The sequence below is a fragment of the Shewanella sedimentimangrovi genome (assembly GCF_017354965.1).
Taxonomy (GTDB): domain Bacteria; phylum Pseudomonadota; class Gammaproteobacteria; order Enterobacterales; family Shewanellaceae; genus Shewanella; species Shewanella cyperi.
The window spans coordinates 4,186,043-4,201,797 of the sequence record NZ_CP071502.1 but is presented as its reverse complement, the minus strand read 5'-3'; the positions used below and the strand labels follow the sequence as shown (position 1 = coordinate 4,201,797).

The 15,755-nt window shown below is 54.6% G+C and carries 13 protein-coding genes and 1 pseudogene; 7 read left to right on the top strand and 7 right to left on the bottom strand.

What is annotated here, in order from left to right; all coding sequences use genetic code 11:
• Positions 1-4: 4 nt before the first annotated feature.
• The gene (locus JYB85_RS18745; RefSeq protein WP_207380506.1) at positions 5-562 is read right to left on the bottom strand and encodes a lysophospholipid acyltransferase family protein; all 558 of its coding nucleotides are present in this window, start codon (positions 560-562) and stop codon (positions 5-7) included.
• A 78-nt stretch (positions 563-640) separates the two neighbouring features.
• On the opposite strand from JYB85_RS18745, the gene JYB85_RS18740 reads away from it, so the two are divergent.
• Positions 641-1,063, top strand: coding sequence for a YybH family protein (locus tag JYB85_RS18740; protein WP_207380505.1), 423 nt, complete (start codon positions 641-643; stop codon positions 1,061-1,063).
• Here the strand turns inward: JYB85_RS18740 and JYB85_RS18735 are convergent.
• Together JYB85_RS18735 and JYB85_RS18730 are read right to left on the bottom strand one after the other, a co-directional pair.
• Positions 1,055-1,819 (bottom strand): NRDE family protein, encoded by a 765-nt coding sequence (locus JYB85_RS18735; protein ID WP_207380504.1) that lies wholly within the window; start codon positions 1,817-1,819, stop codon positions 1,055-1,057. The two genes, JYB85_RS18740 and JYB85_RS18735, sit on opposite strands and share 9 nt — an antisense overlap.
• Positions 1,820-1,882: 63 nt before the next feature.
• Positions 1,883-3,433: a metal transporter gene (locus JYB85_RS18730; RefSeq protein WP_207380503.1), complete on the bottom strand. Its 1,551-nt coding sequence runs from the start codon at positions 3,431-3,433 to the stop codon at positions 1,883-1,885.
• 213 nt (positions 3,434-3,646) lie between these two features.
• Here JYB85_RS18730 and JYB85_RS18725 point away from each other — a divergent pair, with 213 nt between their 5' ends.
• Positions 3,647-4,243 carry a YhgN family NAAT transporter gene (locus tag JYB85_RS18725; RefSeq protein WP_207380502.1) on the top strand — a complete coding sequence of 199 codons (597 nt, stop codon included), beginning with the start codon at positions 3,647-3,649 and terminating at the stop codon, positions 4,241-4,243.
• 290 nt (positions 4,244-4,533) lie between these two features.
• Positions 4,534-7,356 carry an immune inhibitor A domain-containing protein gene (locus JYB85_RS18720; protein ID WP_228730164.1) on the top strand — a complete coding sequence of 941 codons (2,823 nt, stop codon included), beginning with the start codon at positions 4,534-4,536 and terminating at the stop codon, positions 7,354-7,356.
• 37 nt (positions 7,357-7,393) lie between these two features.
• Here JYB85_RS18720 and JYB85_RS18715 read toward each other — a convergent pair whose 3' ends face one another.
• Positions 7,394-7,945: a chorismate--pyruvate lyase family protein gene (locus JYB85_RS18715; RefSeq protein WP_207380501.1), complete on the bottom strand. Its 552-nt coding sequence runs from the start codon at positions 7,943-7,945 to the stop codon at positions 7,394-7,396.
• 139 nt (positions 7,946-8,084) lie between these two features.
• On the opposite strand from JYB85_RS18715, the gene JYB85_RS18710 reads away from it, so the two are divergent.
• Positions 8,085-8,459 carry a flagellar basal body-associated protein FliL gene (locus JYB85_RS18710; protein WP_267459523.1) on the top strand — a complete coding sequence of 125 codons (375 nt, stop codon included), beginning with the start codon at positions 8,085-8,087 and terminating at the stop codon, positions 8,457-8,459.
• 23 nt (positions 8,460-8,482) lie between these two features.
• Positions 8,483-9,391 (top strand): 23S rRNA (adenine(1618)-N(6))-methyltransferase RlmF, encoded by a 909-nt coding sequence (rlmF, locus tag JYB85_RS18705; RefSeq protein WP_207380499.1) that lies wholly within the window; start codon positions 8,483-8,485, stop codon positions 9,389-9,391.
• Positions 9,392-9,444: 53 nt separating this feature from the next.
• Here the strand turns inward: rlmF and JYB85_RS18700 are convergent, their stop codons facing one another.
• From JYB85_RS18700 to JYB85_RS18690, 3 genes are all read right to left on the bottom strand, one after another.
• Positions 9,445-10,338, bottom strand: coding sequence for a DUF2167 domain-containing protein (locus JYB85_RS18700; RefSeq protein WP_207380498.1), 894 nt, complete (start codon positions 10,336-10,338; stop codon positions 9,445-9,447).
• A 147-nt stretch (positions 10,339-10,485) separates the two neighbouring features.
• Positions 10,486-11,643 carry an iron-containing alcohol dehydrogenase gene (locus JYB85_RS18695; RefSeq protein WP_207380497.1) on the bottom strand — a complete coding sequence of 386 codons (1,158 nt, stop codon included), beginning with the start codon at positions 11,641-11,643 and terminating at the stop codon, positions 10,486-10,488.
• A gap of 103 nt (positions 11,644-11,746) precedes the next feature.
• Complete coding sequence (locus JYB85_RS18690) at positions 11,747-14,314, bottom strand: bifunctional diguanylate cyclase/phosphodiesterase (RefSeq protein ID WP_207380496.1); 2,568 nt, start codon at positions 14,312-14,314, stop codon at positions 11,747-11,749.
• 256 nt (positions 14,315-14,570) lie between these two features.
• Between JYB85_RS18690 and JYB85_RS19090 the strand changes: the two are divergent.
• Both JYB85_RS19090 and JYB85_RS19085 read left to right on the top strand, forming a co-directional pair.
• Positions 14,571-15,263 (top strand): annotated as a pseudogene (locus JYB85_RS19090) (methyl-accepting chemotaxis protein); the annotation flags it as partial.
• Between the two features lie 33 nt (positions 15,264-15,296).
• Entirely contained in the window at positions 15,297-15,662 is a 366-nt protein-coding gene (locus JYB85_RS19085; RefSeq protein ID WP_407695906.1) for a CZB domain-containing protein, read from the top strand.
• The last annotated feature ends 93 nt before the right edge of the window (positions 15,663-15,755 follow it).

The following is a 15,755-nucleotide window of genomic DNA, read 5'->3' as shown; positions in this document are numbered from 1 at the left end:
CAAATCAGCTGGGTTGTTCGAAATCGGGGATCTGTTTGGGATGACGTCCGCGGATCCCGCGATAGAAATCGAGAATTGTATTCATATCTTTTTGTATGTCACCGCTCGGCTCAAGTGGCCGGGCTATGACGATTTGCTTGCGGGAAAAGTCCAGCCCCACGGTCACTATGGGAACCTGTGCCTTACAGGCGATATGGTAGAAACCGGTTTTCCAGCGGCTCACCGGACTGCGCGTGCCTTCCGGCGCCAGAGCTAACTTAAAATTCTGATTTTCAACAAACAAGCTAGTGACTGCATCTACCAGGTTATTGTTTTTGCGCCTGTCCACCGGGCTACCGCCGATGGCGCGGAAAAACCATCCCCAAGGGGGCAGAAATAATTGATGCTTACCGAGGAAATGTATCCTTTGCCCCAAGGCGCCCCTGGCAATGACACCAATGATAAAGTCCCAGTTACTGGTGTGGGGTGCCACTGTGATGATGTACTTCTCAAGCAGCGGCAGTTCGCCGGCAACGCGCCAGCCAAGCAATTGCATCAGGCCTTGGCAAAATTTTTGAAACATGGGTTCTCTCTTGGTTCACCGGGCATCTCGCCACCGATGGGTTATAGTACAGTGTAATCAGTTCGGCGGAGAATTGTTATGTTGTTAAAGGGCTTGGCTGCATCCTTGCTGTTGGTTTGCTGTGCTGTTACGGCGGAACCCGGTGATGAGGTTATGGCCTTACTGCGACAACAGCAGGCGGCCTGGAACCAGGGAAGCATAGACGACTATATGGCGGGCTATTGGCACAGCGATAACTTGAGGGTGGTTTCCGGTGACCGTTTTCGCTATGGCTGGGAGTCTGTTCGTGCGGCTTATCGAAAACACTACCCGACCCGGGAGGCCATGGGGCAACTGACTTTCAGTCAGGTGGACATAAAAATCCTTGGCAACGATGCCGCCCTGATCGTTGGGCGTTGGTCGCTGATGCGGGAAAGGGATAACCCGTCAGGCGCATTCAGTTTGTTGTTGGAAAAGATAGATGAGCGTTGGGTGATTACCCACGATCACTCTTCAGATTGAGAGGGCATCACGAATAAATTGCTGTCGTCCCAGCTGCCTGCCCTTGCCATCAAACCTGAGTTCAATAAAACGGCTGCGTCCCTGATTATCCTGCAATATCAGGGTGGTGGAGCGGGTGCCGTATTCAGGATGGCAGATATAGATGGAAGATAAGCGCCGTTCCCACTCCAATCCCACTCCGGTATTTGGCAGCAGTGTATCGTCCGGAGTGGAGTCATCCTTCATCATTGCCAGCAAGGCTTCAATATCCGGTTCTTCCGGTCGATTGACCAGAGCCTCCAGGGCTTGTTCGCCCTTGGCCATTTTGGGCCAGCGCTCGTCGAGGGCGCCATTGCTGATGGCGTGGCAGCCGGGCGTCAGCGGTTGCAGCTGCCGTTGCAGACTGTTGTAGCAATGCAGCTGTTCCCTGTCGCCCCAAATCAGGTTGAAGGGATTGTAGTTGTCGCTATGGCCCTGCAGCCAGCTCTGGAAATTGCTCCCCTGTTGCAGTGCGGCCAAGGGTAATTCACCGCGACTGAGACGGTTGTCGCTGTGATTGGCCGGACTGCGGATATTGGTGAGGGCGGCGATTTGTCCCCTTTCATTGAGTCCCAACCAGGTTCCGCCTGCTTGCAGATCCTGTCCGGCCAGTATTTTTTCTTCCGGAGGCCAATAGTGCGCCGCTGCGGTGGCCCTGTGATGAAACTCGTCCCGGTTGGCGCAGAGGATCAGCGGATAATCCGGATGAACCCTGAAGGCAATAAAGAGAATGCACATGACTGACCCCAGCGGGCAAAGTGTCCAACCAGCCTAGCCAATTCATCTCGAATTGAACAGATCTCAGTGGTGATGGCCGTGGCTATGCTCGTGTTTATGCCCGTGTTTATGGGAATGGGCTTTGGGGCCCTGACCATGCCACAGGCGGCGCAGAAACTTCCTTGGCCCCAGGCGCAGCAAGCTGGCGGCAAACAACAGGGCGAGCAAGAGCAGCGCCAGCTCCTGGCTCCAGACTGGCCAGTTAATTGAGTCCTGGATTTGAATTTCCATCAGCGCCAGCGGCAGCAACAAGGCGCCCAGCATAGCGGTTAAAGCCAGTCGCAATCCCCAGGTCATGGCTTTGAGTTGTTGCAGGTTAAGCCAGGGCGCTGCCAGCAGGATAAAAATAACCGCCATGTTTGACCAACCGCTGAACGCCAGTGATATGGCCAGAACTGCCGCGCCCAGATTACAAAAGCGCATTGGCAGCAACAGCAGGGCCAAGATCAGCAGCTGGATAACAGGATTTTCCAGCGGTATGGATGGATGGCCTATCAGGTTGGCCAATATCAAACTGAGCAATACCCAGGGAGCACTGCGATCGACTATATGGGCGAATCCGAAGGTCAGGGCTGAATGGGGAACATTGAGATGAGGATCGACCGGCCGTTGTTTGCTCCAGGTCAGCAGCGCACCAAGCAAGAGTAAGCCAAAGATTTGCCACAGTGCAAAAGTAGTTCCAAGCAATAACAGACTGATGATCAAAGCCTCCGGCCCGGCCAGTCGTTGCAGCCACTGAACCTTGAGCCCGGCAGCCGAGGGTGTTACCCCCAGGGCGAAGCGTATGCTGGCCAGGGAATATGCCAGCAAGAGCACGGGAGCCAGCGTCAGCAACCACTGCATCAATTGTTCACTGCCGTGATCCTGATGTTGATGGGCTCCGGAGTCCATCAGCAGCAACAAAAACAACAGTGAGATACCTATCAGGCTGCCGATACCGGCTTGGTATTCAAAACGGCCATTGCTGTCGGCGTCGTGATGACCATGGGGCTGATGTATAACCACATGCAATATGGAGCCGGTGACAAAGGCCTGCAGATAAACGGTGTTGTCGAGGCTGAGCTGTTGCAACAGTTGTTCCCCGGCCATAAAGCCCGCGCCGGTCAGCAGCATCATGGCGCCGAGCACCAATATTGCCCAGCGACTGCCAACCTGGGGTTTCAGCAGCCACCAGATGGCCAGCCCAACGGGTAAACGATGCAGAATAATCCCCAGAGCCAACAGGCTCGAACCTGAATCATGCTGTGCCAGCACCATGGCGCCACCATCGGTAAGGGTGTGCAACAACAAGCCGCCTATACCCAAGCTCAGGGTCAGGTTGTGGGTGATTTCCGAATAGCGCTGGAACAGCTTCTCGCTGGCGGTGGGCCCCCAGAGTCCAAGCAAGACAAACAGGATAGACAGCAAACCGCCATGTTCCAGCAGTTCGGGCAGAATATGGATCAGCACCAAACCGCCAAGGGAGACGAAGATAAAGCCATCAAGGCCCTTTTGCAGGCCGCTACCGTTTGACAGGAAGCGGTAAAACAAGGGACCGAGCAGCAGGGCGATGCAACTGGCGATTAGATAGAGCATGGATCTCACGGCGATGCTGAAAAAACGCTGTAGTATACCAGTTGCCGGGCAAATGAGCAGTGCCACAGGCATATTTTAGGGCTGTGCCGGACAAGCCAGGGATCTGTTATCCGGATTGGGATTTTCAGCAATCTTCAACTAATTTTGCAACTATGTGTTTGTGAAAGCAGTTACAATAACGCTTCACGCCTGGTCACTTTTAAAGATGAGCCTATGGATATTTTGTCTGCAGCGGTAATGTTATTCCTGATTATGGACCCCTTGGGTAATTTGCCCATATTTGCGTCTATTTTGCGTCATATTGATCCGAAGAAGCGTCGCAGGGTGTTGATCCGGGAGCTTATCTTCGCTCTGATGATCATGTTGCTGTTTCTCTTTGCCGGAGAGTGGATCCTCAATTTCCTGAGCCTGAGGTCAGAGTCGGTCAGCATTGCCGGCGGTATTATCCTGTTCCTGATTGCGATTCGGATGATTTTCCCCCAACCGGGCGGTGTCATTGGTCTGGCGGCGGGGGAAGAACCCTTTATCGTGCCCATGGCCATCCCCTTGATGGCGGGACCTTCCATTCTCGCCGCGCTGATATTGCTGGCGCACACGGACAGCAGTCGCATGATGGACTGGACCATTGCCTTGGTGTCTGCATGGGCCGTGAGCGCGCTTATTCTGATGTTCTACAAGGTGTTTACCCGTATTTTGGGCGAGAAAGGCCTGACCGCGGTAGAACGGCTGATGGGGATGGTGTTGGTGATGATATCTGTGCAGATGTTCCTGGATGGTATAGCAAATTACCTGAATAAATCCGTCAGTTAATTCAGGGATATTTAGTTGATTGTGAACCAGGCCCGGCTTAATGCCGGGCTTTTGTTTTTGAGCCTGTTGCTGAATCCCGCCTGAACACCGGCCAAATAACATGATGGGCCCATTGAGGCACTGGTGTGACGCTGTTAAGGTGATGTTCCCAAGCTGTTGCAACCTTGGCCGTAAAATGGGGTCACACTTAAGGACTCTTTCGTATTCTGGTGAACGATAATAGATGCGAAGCGGTAAAAATGCGACGTAAGGCTGGGTTCGGCAGTCATTGGTTGAAGGAAAAAGTAGTTATGGCAAATCTCTCTATGCCGGCGGTTTCGGTCGCCTTGGCGCTTATGTTGGCCTTGGGCACGGCCGAGGCCCGGGTGGAGCCTGTTTCCGGTACACCGGCCGATGCCGGAATCGTCAACAAAGAACGGGTGCTTTACTGGTTAATCAAGCGGGGTGAATTGTCTGCCGATGCCAGTGCCGCACAGCAAGATGAGGCGGTTGCCGCATTTGTGGCCAGGGCCCAGGGCATTCCCAAGGATATGCGTGCCCAACTAGCCAGGGAGCGCGCCAGCAAAATCAGCGCACAGCGCAACAAGGCGCAATTCAGTGCAGTCGCTCCTCTCAATGCTTCTGCCATTGCCAAGACGGTGAAAGTGTTGGGTGTTTTGGTGGACTTTCCCGATCTCCCCCATGATGCCAATCGCCTCTCGCCGAGTGATACGGACATGTATTACAGCAGTTATCCGGTCAGTCATTACCGAAACCTGCTGTTTTCAACCACGGGCTTTGCCGGCCCCTCTAATCAAAACCTGATCTCCGCCAATCAGTATTACAGCCAGGTATCGGGCAGCACTTTCTCCTTTACCGGCGATGTGCTTGACTGGGTCCGCGCCGATAACAATGCCGCCTACTATGGTGGCAATGATCCCGCCAATGAAGACAATGACAAGGCCGTGCCCGAGTTGGTGCTCGAGGCCGTGACCAAGGCGGTTGCGGGTCTCAGTGCAGCCCAGTTGGCCAGCTATGATGTGGAAGACCCCTATGATTTGGATGGCGACGGTAACCTGAATGAAGCCGACGGAATTATTGATCACGTGATGCTGTTCCACTCCAGCATAGGTGAGGAGGCCGGTGGCGGTGTCTTGGGTGATGATGCCATCTGGTCCCATCGCTTTTTCGTCAATTCCGGGGGCAGTGAAACCGGTGTTGCCATTCCGGGCACCAGCAAAAGAGTGTTTGGTTATACTGTGCAGCCCATAGATGCCGCCGCGGGTGTTTGTACCCATGAATTTGGCCATGATCTGGGACTGCCGGATGAGTACGATACCAGCAATAGCGGTGATGGTTCACCCGTGGGCGCCTGGTCGTTGATGTCCGGCGGAAGCTGGACCGGGGTGCCTGCCGGCTCCAAACCATCGGGATTCAGTCCCTATGCCCGTTCTTTCCTGCAGCAGCAATATCAGGGCAACTGGCTTAATGAACAGGTCGTGACCCTCAGCAGCCTCAATTCGGCGGGCACGGACTACAACCTGGTGGAGGCTGTGAACTCGGTTGGGGTGAACCAGATATCTATTCCCTTACCTGCGGAAGATGTGCCCTTCAAGGCACCTTACTCAGGCAGCTTTCAGTACTATTCCGGCCAGGGCAATATGCTCAACCATGCCATGACATTCAGTTTGGCCTTGCCGGTTGCCGCCAGCATCACCCTGAAAATGAAAGCCAACTGGGACATAGAAACTGACTATGACTATATGCAGCTGCGTGTGGATAGCACGGCTATTGCGGGCAACCATACCAAGGCGAGCAATGGCGTAAATACCGCCAAGAATATCATTACAGGTAAATCGGCAAATATTGCCGGTGCCGAGGGGGCCGATGCCTGGGTAGAGTTGACCTATGATCTCAGCGCCTATGCCGGTATGACCAAGCAAATCAGCTTTGTTTACAAGACCGACGACTTTGTTGGTGGTTATGGCATTGCCATAGATGATATCGCCATAGTCACCGGCAGCAGTACAGTGTACAGCGATGATGCCGAAACCGACGGCAAGATGAACCTGTCCGGAGGATTCAGTCGCATCGGCAACACCCGCCCCGGCAAGGACAGACGTTATATCATTCAGCTGCGCAGCCACAATGGCGTGGACCAAGCGCTGGGCGATGCCGGTTACAGATATGATGCCGGTGTCCTGATGTGGCTGGAAGACTTCAACCAGGACGATAACAATGTCTCGGATCATCCCGGCAAGGTGCTGATTGGGGTTATCGACGCGGATCAAAACTTGATAGGCAGCTATGGTACCGAGGTGCAGATACGCGATGCCGCCTTCAGTAAATTCAATCAAACGACTTTTGCCGGAGACAGCAATCTGGCGGCCGTGACCCTGTTCGATGACAGCCTGGATTACAGCGCACCGCTGAAACCCATGGCCGGTTTGATATTGCCTCACCTGGGATTGACCATGGAGGTGATACAACAGGCTACCAACAGCAGTACCGCCACCATACGCCTGTCATTGAACGACGGTAACGTACCCGAGCCTACACCACTGACGGCGGATTTCACCAGTTCGGCATCTGGCGCAACGGTAAACTTCAGTGCCAATGTGAGCGGTGGTACAGGTAGCTACAGCTACGCCTGGGATTTCGGTGTCAGCGGGGCAACCAGCAATCTGAGGAATCCCAGCTACAGTTATGCGGCTTCCGGGACTTATACCGTGTCTCTGACCGTCAGCGACGGTGGTGGCAATAATGTCACGGTCACCCGTTCTGTGACCGTCAGCATTCCGGTTGTGGCCGCTTTCACCAGCAGCGTAAGCAGCCTGACCGCCAGCTTCAGCAATGGCAGCAGCGGCGGGAGTGGAAATCTGAGCTATGCCTGGAGTTTTGGCGATGGCCAGAGCAGTACAGCCATTAATCCAAGCCACACCTACAGCGCCGCCGGCAGCTATACAGTGACCCTGACCGTCACCGACAGCCAGGGCAGCAGCAACAGTGTCAGCCATACTGTGACAGTTACCGCCCCAACCAACCTGTCCAATGGTGGCTCGTCCGGTGGTGGCAGCTTGGGGTGGCTGAGTCTGGGCTTGCTGAGCCTGCTTGGCTGGCGCCGACGCCAATAAGGAAAACGCCCTTCGGGGCGTTTTTTTATGATTGGATTCAGTCGCTGAGGGCGGCTACAGCCGCCGGCAGGAACATTTCACACACAGTCAGCTCATCATGGCCAAAACCGAAATAACGTCGCCTGCCCCAAAGTGGACCTGTTACGGTTTGAGATAATGACGCCGCCAGCTGGGCGAGACGGCTGCAGCTGTTGAAACTGGCCACTTCGATACGTCCGGGAATAAACCTGGGATCGCTGAACAGCAGTTCCCCCAAGGGTTTGTCACCCAGTCCCATCAGCTCGGTTTGGCATTGGTTCAACAGGGAAGTTGGTACCAGAGTGCGGGCAAATACCCAGGGGATCCCACCCAGACACAACAAGACTTCCCTGACCCAGGGAGCGGACATTTGTTCGTCGCCGGCTGCGATAAAACCTTCACCCAATACCCTGACTTCAAATCCGAGTCCCAAGGCTTTGAGGCGGGCGGTGAGACTGCCCGGCGCCAATATCCAGTCTGCCATGGGGCCATCGGGCAAATATGTGACAGCATCTGGTGAAAACCACTGAATTGATTCACCATATGGAAAACTGAGACTGGTCACACTCATGGGTTGCTCGCTACAATAGAGGGGTAAAACCCAAGAAGTCTACCATGTTGCACCCTCTGTCGATAGCAGGAACGCCTGGCCTCAGGCGGAGCATTAAGGAGCCACCAAGTTGAAGAGATATTTACTGAGTATCCTGTTTATGCTGATGAGTGTCAGCAGCCTGAGCTGGGGGGCAGATGAAAAGGTCCTGGAAGACTACGCTTACTACGGCTTTGAACCCGAGATAGTCACCAACTACATCTCCAATCGAAAAAAGCTTGGTTTTGTGCGCATCAGTGTCGAACTGATGGTGAAGGATCCCAACGATTTGGTGGCCATAGAACACCATGATCCCTTGTTGCGCTCGGCCATAGTCGAAATTTTGGGTAACCAGCCGGAAGAGAAAATTAAATCCCTGACCGGCCGGGAAGAGATACGTCGTGAATGCTATGACACGGTCAATCGTCTGATAGAGCAGGAAACCGGCCGGGCTCTGGTGGTTAACCTGCTGTTTACCCGTTATTTGTACGACTGAGCCCTGCAAAGGGTTCGCAGGTTATGAGCATCAACAAAAGCCGTGCAGGTAAGCCTGGCGAGCCTAAAAGTAAGGGCCTGCATCCGCGCAACGCCCACAACAGTGGCTATGACTTTCCTGCACTGTGCTGCGCCGAGCCCGGTCTTCGGGCGTTTCTGCTTACCGCCAAGTCGGGCCAGAGCAGTATCGACTTTGCCGATCCCAGAGCCGTTAAGTGTCTCAACAAGGCCCTGCTAAAACAGCACTATGGCATTGTTGGCTGGGATATTCCCAAAGGCTATTTATGTCCACCCGTCCCCGGGCGGGTTGATTATGTGCATTATCTGGCGGACTTGTTGCCAAAAGGTGCGGCAATCCGGGTGCTGGATATAGGTACGGGTGCCAATGGCATCTATGCCCTGCTTGGTGCCAGTCTCTACCAATGGCAGCTGGTGGCCACGGACATAGAGCCCCGCTCCCTGGCCAATGTCAGAGACATACTGGCGCATAATCCCTTGCTCGCCGAGCGCATTGACCTGAGATTGCAATCCAATCCAACCCAAATCTTTGCCAATGTGGCTGCGGACGATGAGCATTTTGATGCCTGCATGTGTAACCCGCCATTCCATGGTTCACAGGCCGAGGCCAGTGCAGGCAGCAAGCGCAAATTGCAGAATCTGGCTGGCAGGCCGGTGGGACAGGTGAAACTCAATTTTGGTGGCCAGCACAATGAGCTGTGGTGCGATGGTGGCGAACGTCGTTTTCTGTTTGCCATGATTGATGAGAGTGCGGCCAGGCCACAGCTGTGTCGCTGGTTCACCTCTTTGGTTTCCAAAGGTGACAATCTGAGGCCCTGTAAACGCCGTCTGCAGGCATTGGGAGCAACTGAGGTGCGGGTGATAGAGATGACCCAGGGCAATAAGCAGACCCGGATACTTGCCTGGCGTTTTTAGCCGGTTCCGGAAATAAAAAGGGAAGCCATTTGGCTTCCCTTTTTGGTATCAGATCAGGCTTCCTTTCTGCCAAAAATCATTTTTTTAAGCCAAATCAATGGCATCAGTAATAGGAACCAAAACTTCTTCAACAGCAGCAGGGCTGCGGTCAACATGCCCGCCTTGGCCAATACCTTACCTGCGATAAGGCCACCAATGCCATAGGCCGCGACCTTGTCTATCTCTGGGTTGAATTCACTGTAAGTGTGGCCTTCGTTGAAGCTGGCCATGGCCAGCACTTCTTCGCGGCCCGCCTGGATTTCCTCCAGCTGTGACATGCCGGCCACGAAGTTCATCAACAGTACTCCCTGGCGTCCCAGAACCCGCACATTGAAGTTCAGCGTATGTTCGGTACTGTCACCGAACTGCAACTCCTTGGCCCAGTAAAGCTTGTGCTGGGCGGCATCGTAATAGGGCTGAGTCGCCCAACCAACCAGACGTATGGGCTCATAGCCCATCTCCACTCTGGCCTGGGAAGATTCGGCAATGTCTGACTGCATGGTCTTGAGCAGATCTGCATAGTCGATATCGGCTGCATCCTCGTCGGAAACATAACCCTCTTCTTCGTAATCCAGGGTCACGCCCCAGGCTGCGGCATCCACGGGGGAATACTCGGCCGGAAACAGCATGCCCAAATGCAGATCCTGGGCTGGATTGCCCCAGGCCTCTTCCAAGACCCTGCGGCTGTCTTCGGGATTCAGATAATAAAAGTTGTCCGGGACTTCCAGGGTGGCCTTGCCGCCCGGCAGGACTATGGTGCCTTTTTCCGGGGTCAGTGAGGCTACGAATTCTTCTGCCCAGGCCTGATAGGCAGCCTGCTGATCGGCTGGGGTATCTTCTGCCAGTGCAGATTGCGCAGAGAGTGACAGTAACAGAGTGGCCAGAAGGCCGCGGAGAGCTTGATGCATATAATTCATCCTTGATTGTCCAAGCCTATATGTCCGCTACGGCTTGGGATGGGGGGGTTAAGAACTCGTTATCTTAAGGTTGAATTAAGCAAAGATCATCTTATTTTATTTGGAGTTGCGCGGCGGCCCGTAAGAGCCGCCCTGGGCTTACCAGGCCAGCTCGAGGATCCTGCGGCTGATCTCCAGATTAATATCACCCCGCTCCGACAGGGTATGCATGCCGTGCTGATCCAGCGCTTGTATGACCCTGTCTATATCCGGGCGAGCGACACCGTAATCCCGTAAACGGGTTTTCAGTCCCAGGCGTTCGAAAAAGTCACGGGTGCGGGCTATGGCTTCCAGCACCTTGCTTTGTTCGTCTCCTTCATGGATGTCCCAGACCCGTTCAGCATATTGCAGCAGCTTGGCATGCTTTTGGGATTTGCGTTCGGTCCAAACGGCCGGTAGCAGTATTGCCAGGGTTTGGGCGTGATCTATGCCGAACAGGGCGGTCAATTCATGGCCTATCATATGGCTGGTCCAGTCCATGGGGACACCCACCCCCAGCATGCCATTGAGGGCACAGGTGGCGCTCCACATCAGATTGGCCCGGGCATCATAATTGTCCGGTTCTGCGACTGTTTGGGGCCCGATTTCAATCAGGGTGCGCAATATGCCCTCGGCAAACCTGTCCTGCACCCTGGCATTCACAGGGTAGGTGGCATATTGCTCCAGCACATGCACGAAGGCATCCACCACTCCGTTGGCGACCTGGATGGGTGGCAGGCTGAAGCTGAGGCTGGGATCGAGCAGCGAAAACTGGGGGAACAGCTCGGCGTGACTGAGGGAATGTTTGCCATTGTTGTGGCTGATCACGGCATAGGGGTTCATTTCGGACCCGGTGGCCGGCAGGGTGGCTATTATGCCCAGAGGCAGCACCTTGGTGGCGGGAGCCGGATTGAATCCATGGTACAGCAGAGAACTGGTATCCCCCTCAAATGGCGCAGCGACGGCAATGAATTTGGTTCCATCCATTACCGAGCCGCCCCCGACTGCCAGCAGAAAATCGATGGATTCGCGCCGTACCAGCTCCACCGCCTGCATCAGGGTGTGGTATTGGGGATTGGCCTCAATGCCACCAAACTCGAACACGGTTCTGTTACCCAGGGCATGGAGTACCCGCGCCAGGGTGCCGAAGCGTTTGACGCTGCCACCACCGTACAGCACCAGTACCCGGGCATTGGCGGGAACAAGCTTATCAAGCTCGCTCAGTCTGTCCCGGCCAAACACTATGTGGGTTGGGTTGCGATAGTTGAAATTAAACATGGGTCAGGGCTCCCAAAGTGTGGGTCTGAAAAGTGCACCAATGCTAACGACAAGCCGCCTTTTTACCTAACCGCAAGGTACCGTTTGCCGAATATTGCGCCTGCTAAAGGGTGGCGACCTTAAGTTGATTTACGGGATAGAACCAACCATGGGCGGCGATTTCCTCTATGGACACGGGGCGGCTGAACAGGTAACCCTGCAACAGATCGCATCCAAGCTCTTGCAGCAGCGCGCGCTGTTCTTCGGTTTCAATTCCTTCGGCTGTGGTCGTCATGCCAAGACTGTGGGCCATTTCTATCATGGCGTTCAGCAGGGTGCGGTCGCTGGCATTGTGGGTACAGTGGCTGATGAAGCTCTTGTCTATCTTGAGGTTGCTGACCTTGAACTCCCTTAAACTCGACAGCGATGAATAGCCGACGCCAAAGTCGTCAATGGCGAAGGCCAATTGCGGCGAGCACAGGGCATTGATGGAGTCGGCGGCCCGTTCGCTGTCGCGGATCAGTGCCGATTCGGTGATTTCGAAGGTCAATTGCTGATCTTTTGGAAACCGGGATAACAGATTGCGGCTGACATAATGGCTGAAGTTGCTGTCCACCAACTGCACCCGGGAGACGTTGATGGAGCAGCGCACTCCGGGGCCCAATGTTTGTCGTAACAGATGGCAATCCCTGGCAACGGTTTCAAAAATCCACTGCCCCAGACCGAGAATCAACCCGGATTCTTCGGCTATGGGAATGAACTTATCCGGCGACACCAGGCCCAATTTGGGGTGATGCCAGCGGATCAGGGCTTCCAGGCTTTCCAGCTTGCCGGTGGCGGCGTTGACTATCGGCTGATACAGCATGTGCATTTGATCCTGCAGCAGGGCAGCCCGCAATTCGGCTTCCAGATTGTCCCGCAGGCGCGCGGCTTCGGTCATCTCTGGGGCGTATTCCAGGCTCATGTTGCGCCCTTGCAGCTTGGCCTTGTGAGCGGCCAGGGTACAGGCCACCAGAATTTCCGCGATGCTCTGGCCATCTCTGGGCCACAGGGCCCAGCCAATGCTGGCGGTAATAAACCTGCTGCTGTCAAACAGCACAAAGGGTTGCACAGTAATCTGCTGTAATAATTTGATTAGGGCTTCCGGTTGACTCTGTTCAGTCAACTCGAAGCCCACCAGAAATTCATCGCCGGCAAGCCTGAACACAGTGCCCGCATGGCCGACCTTTTCCTTGAGCCTATGGGCCACCTGTAACAAGAGTTGGTCGCCATAGCGGATCCCCAGACTGTCGTTGATTCGATTAAGGTGATCTATATCGAATACCGCCACCAGAATATTGCTGACGTCGGCCTTCATCAGGTTGAGTTTTTCTTCGGAGAGATTGAGCAGGTAGTTCTTGTTCTTGAGGCCGGTCAGCTGGTCGACATTGGCCTGGCGCCAAATTTTGCGTTGCAGTTCCAGCTCGGCGGTAATGTCCTGCACTGTGCCTACCAGGCAGGCATCCGATTCACTCCATTGGGCGTATTCCCTCAGCCAGATGCTGCCCTGGTGCAGTTGCAGTTCGTACTCGACGCAGATGGTGTCCAAACCATGGTATTCCATAAACTTTTGGTAGTCGGCTCTGTGCGCCGGCGCAATTTGCTGCATGAGTTGGGCATGGGTCAGAGGCTGATGCAGTTGCAGGGTACGCAATCCCTGGGGTGAAAACTCCTTGTGGTCGGCATCAGGAAAATACTGCCAGCTGCCGATACTGGCGGCCTGCTGGGCCCGTTCCAGGCTTTGCTCCCGCTGACGGATTTGCACCGTTTGCTCATTGACCAATGCCAGCAGCGAGTGCTTGTGGGCCCTGAGCAGGTACAGGGCCCGACACAGTTCGGCAAACACCAGGCTGACCAAGAGTGCCAAAAACAGTTTGAGCACCAACGCCGGTGCCCACAGCGGATATTGCTGGCGGATCCCCAGCTCCCACTGCTGGTCTGCGACCGTCAATGGCAGACGTTCCGCAGCGCTAAAGTCTTCAATATTCTGGTAATTGAGCAGTGAGCGGTACTTTTGCTCCTGCTTGAGCCAGATATCGAAACTCAGCTCCCGGCCTTCTTTCGTCGTCAGGGCATCAAGTCCGAGAAACTCGGGAAACCTCAATATCACAATGGAAAAGCCCCAAAACTCATCCCCTTGATAAAGGGGCTGGCGGGCAATGATGGCCCGACCTCCCTGGTACAGTTCCCGGGGGCCATCGAGCACCACTTGGCCGGTTTTTATGGATTGCATCATGCCAGGCTGGTAATCGCGCTTGCCGTGGGTGTTGAACAGATCATGGCCTATCACGCTGTCATCCACCCCCGGCGGAAAGGCATATTGGATTATGCCCTTGGGGGCCAGCTGAACACTTTCAGAGCCATCGAAGTTTTCCAGCAGCTCCCTGGCCAGAGCGTTGAACAGGGGCTCGGATACTGTGTCGGTTGCCACTATGGCTCTGAAGATGGATGGCGTTGCCAGGGCATGGTTTATCTTTTGTTGCAACAGAGCGCCCTGGGAGCGCAACAAGAAGGTCAGCTCGGCCTGCTGGGCTTTATCCTGGCTGTGTTGCAGCTTCCAGGCAAAGGTCGTTGTGACCAGCAAAGACAGTAGCAGCACCAGCCAGCGTACCCATTGGGCCCGTATATTGAATTGTTGCTTTAACTTCTGCATTGGCCTTCGGCTGTCCGGCTCGGAGAGAAAATGTGGTCCAAAGTTTCTCAGATATAGCAGACTTTATCAGTATGATAAACGTTAAGTTGTGCAAAGTTGTAACCAGGATGTTATGGCCCGCCTGATTGTGATCCCTTTGTCCAAGGGTGACACGGATCACTTTTTGACAAAGGGATATCCGGTTTCTGCTTCAGGTTGAGATCCGGGTGCTGGGGCCCATCAGTGGATGCGGATATACTTATGCCCCGCGAAATAAATGGAGTGTTCCCTGATGTGGTTTGGCAGGCGACTGAAAGCAGAAAATCTTGCACTTAAGCAGCAATTGGCGCAACAGCAACAGCAACATGAGCAAACCTTGGCTGAACTCAGGGCTACCATAGGCGAATATGAGCAGGCACAGTTGGCGTCCAGAGAAACGGCCGACCAATTCAACCAGGTGATTGCCTGTCAAAACCAGGGCGGCGACATGCTGCAGACGGTGCGTGAGGGCCTGGCTGTCAGCGCCGAACATCTGATGCAGGAAAAGGCCGCACTGGGGGAGCTGGAACAGCTGTTTGGCCAGACCCGTACCGCAATCGAACGCCTGGGAGAGCGGGCCGAAAAGATCAACAGCGAGGCGTTGCGCAGTCGCAGTGCCGTGGAGCAATTGGATGGTACCACCTCTGCCATCAGCCGTTTTGTGGCGGCTATCCAGGGGATCTCCGAACAGACCAATCTGCTGGCACTGAACGCGGCCATTGAAGCGGCCCGCGCCGGCGAAGCCGGGCGGGGCTTTGCCGTGGTGGCGGACGAAGTCAGGCAACTGGCCAGCAAGGCACACGAAGCCAGCAGTCAGATTGAATCCCTGGTACGACAGATAGTGGAGCAGGCGGCGGGGATTAAACTGATCATCGATGAAAATCAGGCCAGCGCGGCCGAGGTGGCGACCTCTTCCACCCAGATCCATGCCGTGGTCAACGAAGTGCTGAGCAAGAGCCATCAGATGCAGGAAGTCATCCAGATGGCAGCCGACACAGCTTTTCTCAACACCACCAAGCTTGACCATGCGGTATGGAAAAACAATATCTATCGCCTGATTGAGCAACAAAAGTTCTCGGAATCCGTTAACGACCACACCAGTTGCCGCTTGGGCAAATGGTATTTTCAGGGCTTGGGGGCTGAGCAGTACCAAAACAAACCCGGTTTCCGTGAGCTGGATAGCCCGCACCGACAGGTGCACGATGCCGGACGCCAGGCGCTCAAGGCGAGAGAAAAAGGTCAACTTAAAGAAATGGTTAAGCAATTGGACAGCATGGAGCGCGCCAGTCTGCAAGTGGTGCGCTGTCTTGATCGGCTGCTTGAAAACTGAATCGCTGCACAACTTTCGTCTGAGCCGGGAACTTAGTTCCATGAAAGTTTACTAATGCAATGGTCTGCGCTTGAGGCAGGCGCTCAACAAGAG